Source organism: Nitrosomonas mobilis, from assembly GCF_900103035.1.
GTDB lineage: Bacteria > Pseudomonadota > Gammaproteobacteria > Burkholderiales > Nitrosomonadaceae > Nitrosomonas > Nitrosomonas mobilis.
In genome coordinates, this window is the sequence record NZ_FMWO01000058.1 from 1 (window position 1) to 14,748 (window position 14,748).

Genomic DNA, 14,748 nt, shown 5'->3' on the forward strand with positions numbered 1-14,748 from the left:
TATCGTGCGTGGAGGCGGTATCGGTCTCAATCCGGCGGATGATCTTGTGCTTCTTGTCGACACTGATTGACAGCTTGTAGCCGAAGTGGCTCTTGCCGTGTTTCTTCGTCCAGGTCGCGTCGGTGTCCTTCTGGCGCCGCTTCGCCGGCTTCCAGTCGGCGGGCATCGCGCCTTGCTTGATGAGTCCTTTCTCGCCTCGGCTGTTGTGCTGCCTGGGCGTCGGCACCAGCGTGGCGTCGATGATCTGACCGCCACGCGCGGTGAATCCATGTTGGAGCAGCTGCGCGGAGACGCCGTCGAACAGCGCCTTGGCCCCTGTTTCACCGATCCGGTTCTCGAAGGTCCACACGGTGGTGCGGTCGGGGACGTTCGTCGCGTTCGCCAGTCCGCAGAACCGTTTGTAGCTCATGCGGTCGAGCAACTGGTACTCCGTCTGTTCATCCGAGAGGTTGTACAGACGCTTCAGAACAAGAATGCGAACCATCGTCTCGGTAGGGTACGGCGGACGTCCGCCCTGCGGACTCATCGGACGGGGCGCCACCCGATCAACCTCTATTGCCAAGGCAGCAAAGTCAATGTGCGACTCGATCTCAACCAGTGGGTCACCCAGCGAGTCGATTTTCTTGCGGTGGTGTTCGTCGGCGAACAGGTCAAGCTTGATGGCGCTATGTGGTTTCATCGGCAGGAGAAGAATGGGTTTCAAGGCAACGTAATTTAACCAAGTCTACTAAAAGTGGGCGAGTCGAGGTTTTTCGAGGCGCCCGAAATACGTAACCAATTGACAACCGCTCAGCAAGCGCTCGAAAAAATAACGAAGCCCTGCTTCGAGGAGCCAATGAAATCTTACGCAATGCTTACGAAACAATGGTTCATGAAGGGCTAACAACATTGGCTAACATTACGTTCGAGAGGGGGCGCGCCCCTCAACTTTACGTTATGCTCAGAAAGGAGAAACATCGTGCCAAGAAAAACACATCATGTAGTTCCCAACTCAGAAGGCGGTTGGGATGTGAAAAAAGGTGGTGGTGAGAAATCTATCAAGCATTTTGATAAGAAACGAGATGCCGTTGATTTTGGTAGAGGCGTGAGTAGGAACCAAGAATCTGAATTAGTTGTCCATAAAAATAATGGAATAATCCAAAATCCCGATAGTCATGGTGGTGATCCCTGCCCACCAAAAGACAAGAAATAGGGAGACAAGAGAGTGCGCCTAAGACATGAAAAGAGGGCGCTATTCTTAGTAACATATTACCGTCGCATCGCGCGTCGAGGATATGAAAAATGATGAAAATGAAATAAATGCGCACCAAGCGCTCAGCACTTCCGGAAGTCCCTGAAGAGCATATTTGTGTAATCTAGGGTGACGCCCCCTTCTCTTCTGGAAAACTCTGTTCCCGAACCTGCCGGTATCCTGCTGATTGGGCTGGGTAAGATGATCATGCTGTTGTTGCGACGCCGGAATAGACTGGCCTGATAACAGCAGCAATCAACGCATTTATCCTTTGCATAATGCGTACAATAATCAAAGCTGGTCTTTAAACCTTAGAGGAGGTTAAATTCAATCATGCCAACCAGTTACGATGTCAGGTTACTACAAAAAAAAGAAATAGCAGAGGGGACCATGGAGTTCACGCTGGAAAAGCCCAAGGGCTTTGAATACCGCGCCGGTCAATATGGTGACTTAGTACTGCCACCTTCAACTGGACTGGACGACAGTAACAACAAACACGGATTTTCGTTCGTCAGCGCGCCGTTCGAAGACACGCTACGTATGGCCACGCGTATGCGTGATTCACTTTATAAAAGAGCTGCAGCCAAGGTTCCGGAAGGTGCAATGGTGCAATTGCTTGCGCTATGGGGTGACTTTACGTTGCAAAAAAACGAAGCTGTATCGGCAGTGTTCATCACAGGCGGCATCGGCATTACGCCGGTGCGCAGCATTATTGCACAGGCCACGCATGACAAGACAAATCACAAAATCACGCTGATTTACGCCAACCGCACGCCAGCGTTGGCAGCTTATACCGACGAGTTGGAACGGTTCGCTGCAGAAAACAAAAACTTTACTTTTGTTCCGGTGTACACATCAACCCAGGGTCACGTCAATACTGATCTCATCAAACGGCATGTACCTGACGTTGCCGCGCCACGCTACTACCTATCAGGTCCCGAAGGTATGGTCAAAGCCATGCGCTCGCTGCTGATTGAAATTGGCGCTGATGAAGACAACATCAAGACGGAAGAGTTTGAAGGGTATTAACCCGGTTATGTGGTTATCAATAATTCGGCTGATGTCTGTTTATGTTTGGCCTTGGGATTTCACATCGAAAAGCTGAATCGAACCATCATCGGGAATATCCTGATTTAGAGGGTTTTTAAATGGGTCCAGAGTTTTTTGTGAAGGCGGATTTCTTCTGTTATTTCACCCGCCAGCGGGTGGCCATCCCTGCCATCATGTGATCGCTGACATGGCAATGAAATAACCAGTTGCCTGGCGATCGAAGAACCATGTCAACGGAGATCATGCTGGCGGAATACACGGTTCAAATTATTTGCAAATATAAATAGTATTCAAACCGTAAATTCACGCGATGATCCTGATGCCCCAACGCTCGCCTTGCTAGGAGTCACATACAGCAGATACGTAGTTTGTATGTTGCTGTACATTTTCAGTAAAAGTTGTAACGCCACTGAAAGAGAGGTCTGGGAGATTAATTGTACCAGCCAGCCCATACGTAGTCGTAACTGAAACAGCAGGTAGAAAATTAAATTGAGAGATAAAAGTCAGACCAATTTTAACCTGATTATCACTGATAAAGCCACTTCCGTTTACGTGAGTCACTGTTTCCTCATCCGGACAAATCTCATTGCCAATAAATGAGTAAAAATTGTTATGTTGCGTCGCATTCAGCCTAAGAACACATAAACTATTTGCTTCCTTCCAACAAAACTCACCCAGTTCCTGCGCTAATACAGCAGTTGAAGAGAAAAAATAACAAGTTACTAGTGCCGTTGTTATCCATAGGTTTTTCATTTTTGTTACCTCCTGATATAAAATATCGACATTAAAATCATAAAAGAGGCCATTCAAAAACAATGTTGGTTGCAATTAAAATTTTTTGCAACAAAACCATAGAAACATTTATGGATGATCATTCTGAGCCTGCGTGAAATTTATATTCCACTCATCACCATTCCATAAACCGTCTTCATCTCTATCTAGTGCTATTCTGATACCTGATCCCGGCGGGACACAGGTATAGGTTATTTCGCCATGCGGCCTATTAGCAATTTTTCGCAAGGCTTTGTCAGAAATAGGGCGTTTACGTTGACTGTCTCGCACAAATGTTCCATCGCCACGATAAAGATAACCAAACTCACGCAGCCTGCTATTTCTCTTGGCCACAAGATCGCATTCTCCCGCTTCTGATCTTTCTATTAACAAATCAAGGCGAGGTTGCGTCCATTCCTTATTGCGTCTGGTTAAAGTAACTTGCTGGCCAACAATCGGTGCAAGATTGCTGTCAAAAGCCAGAAGAAATTGCTCGACTTGCTGGCGTTTGGCAATACCATTAGCGTCAAGAGTGAAACCGCCCGGATTTGGCAGCGGATGCTCTGCCGGACGTTGCGCAAAAACTACTGAGCCATGGAAACGAGATAAGGTATCGGTACTGCCATCATGCAGAAATCCAAAACCACGAATTTGATCGCCCATGAAAGCATTGCTATTTAATGGTTCCGGTAGGAAAAAAGGCGTTCCAATGGTTCCAGGAGATGTCACGGCTTGCCCAAACATACCCACTTTCTGGTATAAATTTCTTAAATGCGGGGTTTTAAATACTTGCGTTTCAAATTCAAAGGAATACTTGCCGTCTGTCCCAAAAAAACCGGGCTTGGCCACTCCGAATTCTCTATTGCCGTCATGATCTAAAACATGGCAGCCATTGCAATTAAAGAAGGTATCTGATTTTTCGCCAAAAAAGAAGTCTCGTCCTTTCGACTGATCCAGGGTGAGCGAATTGTCCAGATTGCGAATTGGGTTCGGTGGATAAGTTATTTGCAGGATAAAGTCAGTAAATGCCTGCATATCATTATCGTTGAGCTGTTCATGCCTGCCGTTGAGTCCTTCAAAAGCGACATTGAATTTTTTAAATGCGAGGTCTTCATTAAAAGTACCGCTGTCGGGCTGGCTGCTGGGCTCGTCATTTCCTCCAGTTCGATCTCCGCGCCAGTGCATAGGACCATGATTGGCCAGTCCACGTAAGCTTTGTGTCGTCATTGGCCCTTTTACCGGACGAAAATGCACGCTTAAAGGAAATCCCGCTTCAGCAGGTAATAATGAAAATGGGCCGGGATTTTCAATTTCAAAAAAATCTGGATCACCCAAATCCCAGGCAAGGCTATCGAAATCTCCAAAGACATGACAACTCGCACAAGCAGAATCTCCATGGCTTGAAGTGAACGTGGCGTCATATAGAAAAGGCCGTCCGTTCACAACGCTTTCCGGCTCTGGGTTATACATTGAAACATTTGCCAGTTCTTTTTTTTCAGATGTATCGATGACGGAGATCGAATTATTAAAACGTGTCAACACATACAGCCGATCATTCGCTGCATTCAGTACGATTCCGCTTGGGCCGCCGCCTGAGACTGCTATTTGATTGTCCAGAGAAGGTTCAAAGTTATCATTCTCTAGAGATTCGGTATCAAATACTCCGATTTTGCTGGAACCAAAAGCAACGACATACAAAGTTTTGCCGTCTCTAGTAATAGCCATATCCATTGGAAAAGCCAAACTTCGCGCATTTTCATCGTTAGGAATTGCATCACAGCACAAATCAAAATCAATATGCTTGTTTAGATGACGCGTTTTGACAGAGCCGTCCACATCAAGGACGGTAATCTGGCTTTCATGCGAATGACCGCGTACCGTTGAACCGCCAAAATTGCCGGGACCTTCAAACCGAGTCAGATTCCTGGCATCGGTATTAGCCACATAAACGTTGCCATTTATTGGATTCACAAGCATATTAAATAATACTGTGCCTACGCCACTAAAGAACCCAGTCTCGCCAGAGACTTGCGCAGGCGGATTAGCGTTGGCATTTATGACAAAAACATCTTTATCCGGGAGTGAGAACCTAACCTGTTCACTCCAATCCCGCCCAATATTGTCAATCCATTTCCCGCCCTCAAATTGAACTATCAATCCTGTGTGGGGTTGCATTATGACTTCAAAATTAGTGTGAGGGGGTGGTAAACCTTTATCGCTGGTTACAGCCTCTTCAAAAAGCGTCGTTGTTTTATTCCCGGAATGAAAAACCGCAGCATAAACATATTTTCCATCTGGTGATGCTGCTAATGCGCGTGGCGTGTCGCCAAATAAATTAACGATTGTTAAAGGGGTGCCTCCCAAGGCGTTACCTGTTGCGTTTGCATCGAACACCCAGACATCCGCACGTCCTACACCAGGCGTCGTCAATTGGGGGTCATGCGGCGCATTTTGTCCTCGATGTGCAGTCGTAATAAAAGCGCGGTCACTTTGTTCGCCTGCGAATACAATATCTCGTGGCTCATCGCCAACATACAGCGTTTGAGTGACGCGTCCGACCGATCTTTTTATTAAAAATTTACTGAGTATGCTTCGCTCCCGAAAATTCTTATCCAGTTTTATTATGCTAACGCTGTCTGATAGATGATTGACCACCCATACTTCATCATTACTGCGTGCCGCCACTGCAATCGGTTCAAGTCCAACCGAAACGGAACCTAAATGATTCAGCCGATCATCAAAAATAGCGAAAATCTCAAGACGATTATCCGGTGTGTTTACGGCAAAAAGCGTCTTGCCATCCGGGGATAATGCTAATGGACGCACTTGTCCGGTTTCAAATAACACAAAAGAAGAATTAGTTTTTATATCTGAGGCAATCGCATCGGCCAGCAGCCCCATCGTTAAAAACAGGATTATTGCGATAATTTTGAATTTTCTTATGTCCATTTTTTTCTCCCTCTACACAAATAACGGAAAATACTTCGGCTCTGTTGCAGGAATGTAAAGCAGCGATATTTGATTTTTTAACTAAATATATTTTCAATAACTTTTAAAATTTCAATCAAAAATCATTTTTATCAATAGAACCATAATTCAAAACAGATGCCTTGTTTTCTTCCCATTAAAATCTACTAACGTGACTATTCAGGCATAGGCTTGCAGAACAGTCAGTTGGTTATTTGTTTATCATACTACGAGTCATGCGCGAACCCGAACTTCCTGACCTCACGACACTGACTCGGATCAAAAGGATGATTTGATCCGCCTGTTATTCAAACAGGTTCGGATTTTGACTGCGTGCGTGTCAGAATCGGAAACTCAATTATCCAAGGATTGCCACAATTCGAGCACGCCACCGTCCTTCGATGAGCTAAAGAAGACACGCCCACTACGTCGCCCCTCGGGTGCCAAGTCTGGTGGCCAGATCAGACACAAAGGAATGACTCTCAAGCGCGTGCGGGAACCGGGCGAGGTGATTGAGCATGGTTTACCGGAGCGTTGCGATGGATGTGGGGAGACCTCGCCCCTGTCATGCGCACAGATTGTGGAACGCCGGCAAGTGTTCGACATACCAGTGGTGCGTTACGAAGCCACTGGACATCGCACCCTGCGACTGCAATGCGGATGCGGTAAACTGCACGAGAGTCAATTTCTCTCAGGCGTCCGCGGAGCGGTGCAGTATGAGCCGAACATTCGCGCGCTGGCGGTTCATCTGAAGCAAGGCCAACTGTTGCCCCTCGCGCGCAGCGCGCAACTGATCGACGATCTGTATGAGCTGGAAGTTTCACCAGCCACGCTGTTGGCGTGAATTGAAGAAGCCAGCCAGGTGCTGCAACCAGCAGTTGCAAGCATCGCGCAGTTATGCCACATGCTTCAGGCGCCAAGGGATGATTATGGTGTACCATCCAATATGAACGCCTGTTTACTTTTGCATTCAATAATTTAAATTTGGTAAGGAAAAATCTGAATATCTGGCTCAACGGGTACAATAAAAAACGTTTTCATCAAGGTCTTGATGACCTAACGCCAGATCAAGTTTACTAACAGGGGCATGCCATTCCTCAAATTGCCTGAGCTTGATTAACCAGCCATGTTGGAGCTTAATTTATCTTCAGGCTGTATAAGAGAAACCACTCCACTCCCCCGGGGTTCAGTAGGACGCGGAATTGGATTTTTCTCGCCTAAAAACCTGTCAAGTGTTTTCTTGATTACTTTTTAAGGTGGCGAGTAGTTGCTTTTCAAGTAACCTAATGTTGTTTTATTCTTCTTACCATCATTAAACCAATGGGTTACCATCCTAGCAATGACGCGAAATGTACGCGAGGTTATTGCCTCGGTGAGATCCCTCTTGGGCGGCACTGCTGCCTTCGTGGCAGGCAACAGTCTGCTCGGTGTTGTCCTGCCACTTCGAATGGAAGCGGCAGGCTATCCTGTGGCGCTGACTGGGGCCATCATGGCGGCTTACTACCTGGGCCTGGCGCTTGGAGGGCTGCGCGGGAAACGCGTGATCCTTCGCATCGGACATATCCGCGCGTTCGCTGTTTTCGCAGCGCTGACGGCTGCAATCACACTGGCATATGCATATGCAACCATTTCCCATCCGGCGGCATGGGTGCTTCTGCGGATTATAAACGGCTTCTGCATTGCCGGTCTAACGGCCATAATTGAAAGTTGGCTGAACACCAAAAGCAGCAACAAAACGCGCGGACGCGTCCTCGGCTTTTACATGCTGGCCTACTATCTTTCGATGGCCTTTGGCCAAACCCTGGTCAACCTCACTGATGTCGGTAAGCCCGATCTCTTCATGTTGGCCTCATCACTGATCGTGCTTTCGCTAGTCCCGATCGCAATGACGAGGCTGGTTGAGCCCAATCTCAGCGAGAGCCACGCACTGAACATCAAAGATCTTTATTCGGCCTCTCCTCCTGGCATAGTAGGCGCCGGAGTTGCGGGTCTGATCGTTGGTTCCTTTTATGCTCTGGGTGTCGTTTTTGCGACCAGGATCGGACTGAGCGTGTCCGAAGCCGCCTTATTCATGAGCACCGTGGTGCTCGGCGGTCTGGCCTTCCAGTTCCCAATTGGCGTTCTGGCAGATCGCTATGACCGGCGTGTTGTCATCTCCGTCACCTTGCTAGCCGTCAGTATCACTTGGGGGTTGCTGGCAGGTATCGTCGCCTCCGGGTTACCATTTTTTGTCTTGCTGTCTATGGCACTATGGTTCGGAGGTGCAATGAGCAGCCTCTATCCGCTCTGTGTCGCGGAGACCTTCGACCGCCTGGAGCGTAGATATTACGTCGCGGCGTCTGGGCGTTTGCTCATGATCTATTCCATTGGTGCAACGCTCGGCCCACTGTTCGCCTCGACGCTCATGTCGATCTACGGTCCATCCAGCTTCTTTATGTTCGAATCAGCCGTGGCTTTACTCTACGCTGTATTTGTCCTTGTTCGCATCTTGCAGCGGCCATCATTGCCTGTAGATAAACGGGAAAAATACACCCCGCTTCCAGACGCGGCGCCAATTTCAATGGGTCTCGATCCACGCATTGATCCTGATTACGAGGGCGAAGACGGGCGAGTTTGACGATAAAATCGCGACCGTCTCCAGGAATCGCTGCGCATCAACCCTTTAACGCTCACAAAACTCACGCATGCTAAAACTGCCGTGTTCACGGCCATAACCGCTGCCTGAGGCATGGTAGGGTCGAGATGTGACGCAGCATCTCTTGATCATCGAGATTTTTTAACCGTGTTGTGTGATATACCGGTTTCCCGAACAATTGTTTTAATCCTCTTTCCCTGCTTCTTTAATACCCTGATGGTCATTGCCACTACGGCGTGCAGACGAACCAGCTGCTCCTTGTCATATAGTGTTGGTCTGGCTGCGGTTGCCGGAAGACTGCGGATTGCATCAAGCGTCATTTTGATCCCGTAAATTCCGAGATGTCAGTCATTGATATTCAGAAAAATATTTTTGTGCGTAACGAAGTATTGCGATGAGACGAAGTAAGCAGGCAATCCCCGAAGGGGATACTCGCAAATATGCGTTTTTAGGAGTGCTCTCTATTTATAATACACACGCTCGACAGGCTGATCGGTTATCAAAATGTAAGACGATTAAAAAATAGAGGATATCGTTGTACGACTTGATGTGGGGGAAACTGTATCGCCAGTTCTGGATGAGGTTGTGGGGATGTTAATCCTGGCATCGTACAATGCCGAAGTATCTCCGAGACATAAAAATACGGAACCACTATCAATCCCCCTTATGCCGCAAAGCATCGCTGAACAAGTGGTTTCCACATATTCAGATTTTGGCAGAAATCATTAAAAAATAGTTGCTATATGATTATAAAAAATGGAAAAGTGCCATGAATACCAGATATGTTGCTGATGGTGTCCTTTCAAGACTCGGGCCGGGATTGCTGTATGCCGGCGCCGCCGTAGGAGTGTCGCATCTGGTGCAATCGACGCGTGCGGGGGGGATGTTTGGGTTCGAACTGATCCTGGCGATCGTGATCATTCATCTCATCAAATACCCCTTTTTCGAGTTCGGGCCACGTTATACAGCAGCAACAGGCAAAAATATTTTGCATGGCTATGCAAAACTCGGGAAATGGGCGGTGTGGGCATATCTTTTGATAACCGTGTCAACCATGTTCATTATCCAGGCGACGGTTACCGTAGTGACTGCGGGGCTCTTTACCAACATTTTTGGGCTGGAAGGATTAGGCGGGCATGAGCCACAGACCGTCGCCGCCATCATCAGCAGTCTGCTGCTGCTAATCTGTTTCACGCTCCTGGCTAGCGGGCACTATGTGCTGCTTGATAAGCTGGTGAAGGTCATCATCCTGGTGCTGTCCGTGACCACTGTTTTCGCTGTGATCGCCTTGCTGTTTGATAATTCCGGGCATTATGAATCCGCAACCGTGCATTTTTCCTGGGGAGAACATCTGCACCTGCTGTTTCTCGTCACTCTGCTTGGCTGGATGCCGGCGCCGGTCGAACTTTCAGTATGGCACTCCATCTGGTCGCAAAGCAAGAATGAAAGTGAAGGCAGAATGATCAGCATGCGCGACGCCATTTTTGATTTCCGGGTAGGCTTTATTGGAACGGCCTTTCTCGCCATCTGTTTCCTGCTGCTTGGCGCACTGGTCATGTATGGTAGCGGTGAGGCCTTTGAGACCGATGGCGCCAAGTTTGCTGGACAACTGATCAGCATGTATCAGTATGCACTTGGTGGCTGGGCCTATCCGATTGTTGCTCTGGCTGCACTTACCACCATGCTCAGCACTACGCTGACCCTGCTGGACGCCTTTCCACGTAGTATCAGTATGTCGCTCAAACTGCTGTTTCCTCAAAAGATTCAGCACAGCAAGAATGGAAATGTCTACCTGACCTGGCTGTTGATCACGATTACCGGCACATTGCTGATATTATTCTTTATGCTGCCTTCAATGGGAGAAATGGTAAAAATCAGCACCGTGGTTGCGTTTGTGGCCGCACCGGTATTGGCAGCACTCAATACCCTGGTAATGTTTGACAAATCCGTTCCCCAGCAATATCGCCCTGGAAAACTTATGCTGCTCTGGTGTCTGTTCGGACTGACCGCATTGACTGCCTGCTCAGGAGGATATCTGCTTTTGCTGTAAGCTTTACGCAGGATTCGTATCAAAGAGTACTTCTAAAGACTCAGGGTGTTAAGCAAGACCAGACGCAAATAAAAAATGGTAACGCAACAGGTCATGATCAAGAAACTTTTACCTTCCCGGTGGTCGCTTCTGCTCTGCCGTCGATTGTCTGGCGTACCGCTCAGCGGCAATACCTTTGAATATTCAGCCATCTTTGTCTTCACCTTTGCCAATTTCCTGGCCTCGGATGGGTCAGCGCCAGATGACAATAGCTTTCGGCATCAACACGTTTTACCCGTACATCGGTCAGACTCACTTCACAGGATAAGTACCAGGGGCTAATGTTTTCTGCTTGTCGTCGTAACGGTAGCCGAGCCGCCAATATTTGCCAGTAGTCATAACCAGCAAAACAGGCCGTAACTATCGTTTAATTTATAAGGCTTGTCTTTGTATTTGGCCTTACGTGCTACGGTGCCTGTTAGCATTTACTGGTATCTGGCCGGAGCGCAAAAATATACCAGCAAATATATCGCCTTTTTGATGGTATTAAGTGAAACGTTATGATGCTATCTGAACCTTATGAATGACGCTGCTTGAAACGTTCACTTGGTGCCGACGGCGAGAATCGAACTCGCACAGCTTTCGCCACCGCCCCCTCAAGACGGCGTGTCTACCAATTCCACCACGTCGGCAATTTAGTATTAAACAGGTTATTCAGGTATCTGATCAGCTTTTGATGCGGCGTCACTCGCTGGTTGAGGAATCTCATCACTTTTTTCTGCGCTATTATCTATTTCACTTGATTCCGCACCAATTTTTTGCATTACACTCTGATCTTTAGGAGCATTTCCAGAAAAATATGTCAGGGTCAAACTGGAAATAAAAAAGGTTGTAGCAGCTACCGCGGTCATTCTGCTCAGAAAATTGGCGGAGCCGCTCGCACCAAACAAACTTCCTGACGAACCGCCACCAAAAGACGCCCCCATATCCGCACCTTTGCCCTGCTGTAATAAAACCAGGATGATGATAGTCCCAGCTACGACTAAATGTAATGTCCAAACAAGTGTTTCCACAATTTCCTACCTTTTGATTAATGTTGTGCGGCTTTACAAATTGATACAAAATCATCTGCCACGAGTGAAGCACCACCAATTAACCCGCCATCGATATCCGGCATGGCAAACAGCTCTCTGGCATTATCAGCTTTTACGCTGCCGCCATAAATTATTCTGACGTTAGCAGCAATTTGATTATCCCGGGTAGCTATCTTGTCACGAATAAACACATGAACATCCTGAGCCTGCTGAGGAGTTGCCGTTTTCCCGGTTCCGATGGCCCAGACGGGTTCGTAAGCTATCACCGCATTCGCTAAAGCTTGCACTCCGTTCAATTCAATTACTGCTTCCAGTTGCCCGGCAATGACACTTTCTGTCTCGTTTGCCTCACGCTGTGTCAAGGTCTCGCCAACACAAAGGATGGGTATTAGTTTGGCAGTTTGTGCCGTTTTGAATTTCTCGGCAACCAGCTGATCGCTCTCACCAAATAACGCACGCCGTTCCGAATGTCCGACGATCACAAATTGCACACCAAAATCTACCAGCATACTGGCAGACACTTCACCTGTATATGCGCCATGAGTATACTGACTGAGATTTTGTGCTCCCCACGCCAAGTGGGTCTGGTTCAGCAAGACCTGAGCTTGCGCCAGATAGGGAAAAGGCACACAAACTGCGCAATTAACCCTATCCAACGAGCGTATCCCTGCTACTACCGCTGTCAATAAAGCCTGATTCTGCTCCAGGCTACCATTCATTTTCCAGTTACCCGCCACCAATCCGGTTCGCACCATTAATTAACGCCCTCGATCTTTTAATCTGCCTGACTCATAAAACTTGCAAATGCTACTCGTGAATCCCGTTTACGTCAATGTGTGCGCAGATTCTGGTCGATTCTTGACAAAAATGCCTGAATGTAACATCATGCACTGCTTTCTTACACCGCAAAAGAATTCTGTTTAATTGAGGTTCCCTTGATATAGCAAGATGCGCCCGTAGCTCAGTTGGATAGAGTACTTGGCTACGAACCAAGGGGTCGTGGGTTCGAATCCTGCCGGGCGCGCCATCAAGACAGCGTTAAGAAAATGTAATTTCAATTTATTTCATTGCCATTGTTTATGAAATAATTTTGACAAGATTAAAGACTATATTGGCCAAGTAGCTCAGTCGGTAGAGCAGAGGACTGAAAATCCTTGTGTCGGTGGTTCGATTCCGCCCTTGGCCACCAGTATCCTTAAGGCTTTCTGCCTAATTCACCTCCTTCTCTCTTTTTGCTTCTGATCGTTCTCTGGTCGGAATGGCGCCTCTCTTTCTAATACCCCTAGATAAAAAATTCACCAGTCTGGTATCTATAGCAACATGCCCTACTTAATGTTGCACTGTTAGATCTGGTGCTTTTGTTTTGAGCCATGCCCCTTAAGGCGGTTTGTTTGGTTAAACCTGTTTGATTGTTCCATACGTGATGATTGGACGGTGATGAAAAGAGCATTGATAATGTGGGCTGAAATTTTATGGTGCAATGCCCTTTGGTTATTGCATTTTACCGCGTTAAATATAATACATTCTGATTAGCTACCTGTCTCAGAAATTCTCAATATACCGACTGGAAGAGGTGCCGCCGTATGTACGGAAGACAGCTTCGCTGGAGGCGGCGTTACCCTGGCTGTATTTGAAGGGTGTTTCGACTGGAGAAATGGGCACCGCCTTGGAAGTTCTGGTTGGTCCTGAAGTCAGCGGCCTGTCGGCCAGTACGGTTTCCAGGTTGAAGCAGATTTGGTCAGCTGATTATAAAACCTGGTGCAATAAATCATTAGATAAAGAGCGCTGGGTTTATATCTGGGCTGATGGGATCTACAGTGGCTTGCGCGCAGAAAATGCCAGGTTGTGTGCTTTAGTCATTATTGGCGTTAACGAACGAGGAGATAAGCGCTTTCTAGCCATAGAAGACGGTGTGCGGGAATCTACTCAGAGTTGGCGGGAAGTGCTGCTGAAACTCAAAGCCAGAGGCATGAATGCGCCAAAACTCGGTATCGGTGATGGTGCAATGGGATTCCTGATTAGTTACCTATCTCAGAAATTCTCAATATACCGATCGGAAGAGGTTCTGTCGTTGCGGCGGCGCGCAGCAATCGCGGCACCATGGCAGCCAAATCAAAACGGCGATTGAAGCGATAGGAGAATTCTGCAAGATAGCGCTGTGCATACTTGGCGTGATTGAATGCATGGTAGGTTCCGCTGAAGGCAGTCTTGAGATTGCCAAGAAGCGTATTGACCCAGCGAAACTCGGCACGCTGCACAGCAGATTTGCCACTTCCCACAATATGGCGCTCATGCTGCGCGGCTGTATGCGTAACCGCCCCGAAACACCCCAAACCATCAGATACGACTCGTGCAGTAGATGACAGACATTCAGCCGACCACTGTTTGAGCGCTTCATATGTAAAACCCGCTACGGGAGTCAAGCGTATATAAAGTGGCTTCCCCTCGCTGTTTGTTTGTATTGCCGCTACAAATGGCGTCTTACTTGCCGCGCCCCGCCCGCGCTTTCCCGGCCTTTCACCTCCCAGATAAGCATCGTCAACCTCCACGCGTCCATCCAGACGGCGTTGCTCTTCGCGCAGCAGCATGGTCTGTAACAGCTTATGCTTGATCGACCATGCCGTTTTGTAACTTACCCCCAGCTGACGTTTGAGTTCCAATGCACTGACCGCATTCTTGCTTTGCGTCATCAAGTAAATGGCCAGAAACCAGGTTCTTAGCGGTAATTTAGTATTTTCAAACACGGTGCCGACAATTGAAGAACATTGGTAGCCACAATCCAGGCATTCCCATAGCTTGCGGCCGTTATGGGTACAGGAATATCGCTCCCCATCGCAGCGCAGGCATCTCCAGCCATGTGGCCACCTCGCAGCAAACAATGCTGCTTCACATTGTGCTTCCGTGCCATATTGATGCAGAAATTCATGCAGTGACAGGCCTGCCTGAAACTGAATTTTATTCATCGAATTCG

General features: G+C 47.8%; 15 protein-coding genes, 3 tRNA genes and 1 pseudogene. 10 read left to right on the forward strand and 9 right to left on the reverse strand.

Features of this window, described 5'->3' with window-relative positions:
- A partial coding sequence (locus NSMM_RS09960; RefSeq protein ID WP_090287072.1) for an IS5 family transposase occupies positions 1 to 679 on the reverse strand: 679 nt, incomplete at its 3' end.
- Positions 680 to 958: 279 nt separating this feature from the next.
- On the opposite strand from NSMM_RS09960, the gene NSMM_RS09965 reads away from it, so the two are divergent.
- The 3 genes from NSMM_RS09965 (at position 959) to NSMM_RS09975 (ending at position 2,260) form a co-directional block, all read left to right on the forward strand.
- Positions 959 to 1,192 (forward strand): DUF2188 domain-containing protein, encoded by a 234-nt coding sequence (locus NSMM_RS09965; protein WP_090287074.1) that lies wholly within the window; start codon positions 959 to 961, stop codon positions 1,190 to 1,192.
- 168 nt (positions 1,193 to 1,360) lie between these two features.
- Positions 1,361 to 1,474 carry a PEP-CTERM sorting domain-containing protein gene (locus NSMM_RS17130; RefSeq protein ID WP_090287076.1) on the forward strand — a complete coding sequence of 38 codons (114 nt, stop codon included), beginning with the start codon at positions 1,361 to 1,363 and terminating at the stop codon, positions 1,472 to 1,474.
- 147 nt (positions 1,475 to 1,621) lie between these two features.
- A complete protein-coding gene (locus NSMM_RS09975) occupies positions 1,622 to 2,260 on the forward strand; it encodes an FAD-dependent oxidoreductase (protein WP_245654764.1) in 639 nt (212 codons plus the stop codon).
- A 157-nt stretch (positions 2,261 to 2,417) separates the two neighbouring features.
- Here the strand turns inward: NSMM_RS09975 and NSMM_RS16785 are convergent, their stop codons facing one another.
- The 3 genes from NSMM_RS16785 to NSMM_RS09990 all read right to left on the reverse strand — a co-directional run bounded on the left by NSMM_RS16785 (position 2,418) and on the right by NSMM_RS09990 (position 6,001).
- Positions 2,418 to 2,540, reverse strand: a complete 123-nt coding sequence (locus NSMM_RS16785) for a multicopper oxidase domain-containing protein (protein WP_281200909.1) — start codon at positions 2,538 to 2,540, stop codon at positions 2,418 to 2,420.
- An 80-nt stretch (positions 2,541 to 2,620) separates the two neighbouring features.
- Entirely contained in the window at positions 2,621 to 3,034 is a 414-nt protein-coding gene (locus NSMM_RS09985; RefSeq protein WP_090287079.1) for a hypothetical protein, read from the reverse strand.
- Between the two features lie 108 nt (positions 3,035 to 3,142).
- A complete protein-coding gene (locus NSMM_RS09990; RefSeq protein WP_218121082.1) occupies positions 3,143 to 6,001 on the reverse strand; it encodes a beta-propeller fold lactonase family protein in 2,859 nt (952 codons plus the stop codon).
- 355 nt (positions 6,002 to 6,356) lie between these two features.
- Between NSMM_RS09990 and NSMM_RS09995 the strand changes: the two genes are divergently transcribed.
- The 3 genes from NSMM_RS09995 (at position 6,357) to NSMM_RS10000 (ending at position 8,636) form a co-directional block, all read left to right on the forward strand.
- Positions 6,357 to 6,863, forward strand: coding sequence for a DUF6444 domain-containing protein (locus NSMM_RS09995; protein WP_143001921.1), 507 nt, complete (start codon positions 6,357 to 6,359; stop codon positions 6,861 to 6,863).
- 95 nt (positions 6,864 to 6,958) lie between these two features.
- Entirely contained in the window at positions 6,959 to 7,099 is a 141-nt protein-coding gene (locus NSMM_RS17135; RefSeq protein WP_143001923.1) for an integrase core domain-containing protein, read from the forward strand.
- 304 nt (positions 7,100 to 7,403) lie between these two features.
- Positions 7,404 to 8,636, forward strand: coding sequence for an MFS transporter (locus tag NSMM_RS10000; protein WP_218121083.1), 1,233 nt, complete (start codon positions 7,404 to 7,406; stop codon positions 8,634 to 8,636).
- A gap of 146 nt (positions 8,637 to 8,782) precedes the next feature.
- On the opposite strand, the gene NSMM_RS15225 is transcribed toward NSMM_RS10000, so the two are convergent.
- Positions 8,783 to 8,974 carry a hypothetical protein gene (locus NSMM_RS15225; RefSeq protein WP_143001922.1) on the reverse strand — a complete coding sequence of 64 codons (192 nt, stop codon included), beginning with the start codon at positions 8,972 to 8,974 and terminating at the stop codon, positions 8,783 to 8,785.
- Between the two features lie 449 nt (positions 8,975 to 9,423).
- Here NSMM_RS15225 and NSMM_RS10005 point away from each other — a divergent pair, with 449 nt between their 5' ends.
- The gene (locus tag NSMM_RS10005; RefSeq protein ID WP_090287083.1) at positions 9,424 to 10,704 is read left to right on the forward strand and encodes an NRAMP family divalent metal transporter; all 1,281 of its coding nucleotides are present in this window, start codon (positions 9,424 to 9,426) and stop codon (positions 10,702 to 10,704) included.
- A 586-nt stretch (positions 10,705 to 11,290) separates the two neighbouring features.
- On the opposite strand, the gene NSMM_RS10010 is transcribed toward NSMM_RS10005, so the two are convergent.
- The 3 genes from NSMM_RS10010 to tpiA all read right to left on the reverse strand — a co-directional run bounded on the left by NSMM_RS10010 (position 11,291) and on the right by tpiA (position 12,529).
- Positions 11,291 to 11,375: transfer RNA gene (locus NSMM_RS10010), tRNA-Leu, on the reverse strand.
- Between the two features lie 18 nt (positions 11,376 to 11,393).
- Positions 11,394 to 11,756: a preprotein translocase subunit SecG gene (gene secG / locus NSMM_RS10015; protein WP_090287085.1), complete on the reverse strand. Its 363-nt coding sequence runs from the start codon at positions 11,754 to 11,756 to the stop codon at positions 11,394 to 11,396.
- A 17-nt stretch (positions 11,757 to 11,773) separates the two neighbouring features.
- Positions 11,774 to 12,529: a triose-phosphate isomerase gene (tpiA, locus tag NSMM_RS10020; RefSeq protein WP_090287090.1), complete on the reverse strand. Its 756-nt coding sequence runs from the start codon at positions 12,527 to 12,529 to the stop codon at positions 11,774 to 11,776.
- A gap of 198 nt (positions 12,530 to 12,727) precedes the next feature.
- On the opposite strand from tpiA, the gene NSMM_RS10025 reads away from it, so the two are divergent.
- From NSMM_RS10025 to NSMM_RS10035, 3 genes and pseudogenes are all read left to right on the forward strand, one after another.
- Positions 12,728 to 12,804: transfer RNA gene (locus NSMM_RS10025), tRNA-Arg, on the forward strand.
- An 86-nt stretch (positions 12,805 to 12,890) separates the two neighbouring features.
- Positions 12,891 to 12,966, forward strand: a tRNA-Phe gene (locus NSMM_RS10030).
- A gap of 369 nt (positions 12,967 to 13,335) precedes the next feature.
- Positions 13,336 to 13,791: pseudogene (locus NSMM_RS10035) on the forward strand (transposase); the annotation flags it as partial.
- Between the two features lie 4 nt (positions 13,792 to 13,795).
- Here the strand turns inward: NSMM_RS10035 and NSMM_RS10040 are convergent.
- A complete protein-coding gene (locus NSMM_RS10040) occupies positions 13,796 to 14,740 on the reverse strand; it encodes an IS1595 family transposase (RefSeq protein ID WP_090283566.1) in 945 nt (314 codons plus the stop codon).
- Positions 14,741 to 14,748 lie beyond the last annotated feature (8 nt).

Bases quoted from the DNA above. Each gene is read 5' to 3' on its own strand.
- NSMM_RS09975 (WP_245654764.1), top strand. From the start codon at position 1,622: ATGGAGTTCACGCTGGAAAAGCCCAAGGGCTTTGAATACCGCGCCGGT.
- NSMM_RS09985 (WP_090287079.1), bottom strand. From the start codon at position 3,034: ATGAAAAACCTATGGATAACAACGGCACTAGTAACTTGTTATTTTTTC.
- NSMM_RS09990 (WP_218121082.1), bottom strand. From the start codon at position 6,001: ATGGACATAAGAAAATTCAAAATTATCGCAATAATCCTGTTTTTAACG.
- NSMM_RS15225 (WP_143001922.1), bottom strand. From the start codon at position 8,974: ATGACGCTTGATGCAATCCGCAGTCTTCCGGCAACCGCAGCCAGACCA.
- NSMM_RS10005 (WP_090287083.1), top strand. From the start codon at position 9,424: ATGAATACCAGATATGTTGCTGATGGTGTCCTTTCAAGACTCGGGCCG.
- NSMM_RS10040 (WP_090283566.1), bottom strand. From the start codon at position 14,740: ATGAATAAAATTCAGTTTCAGGCAGGCCTGTCACTGCATGAATTTCTG.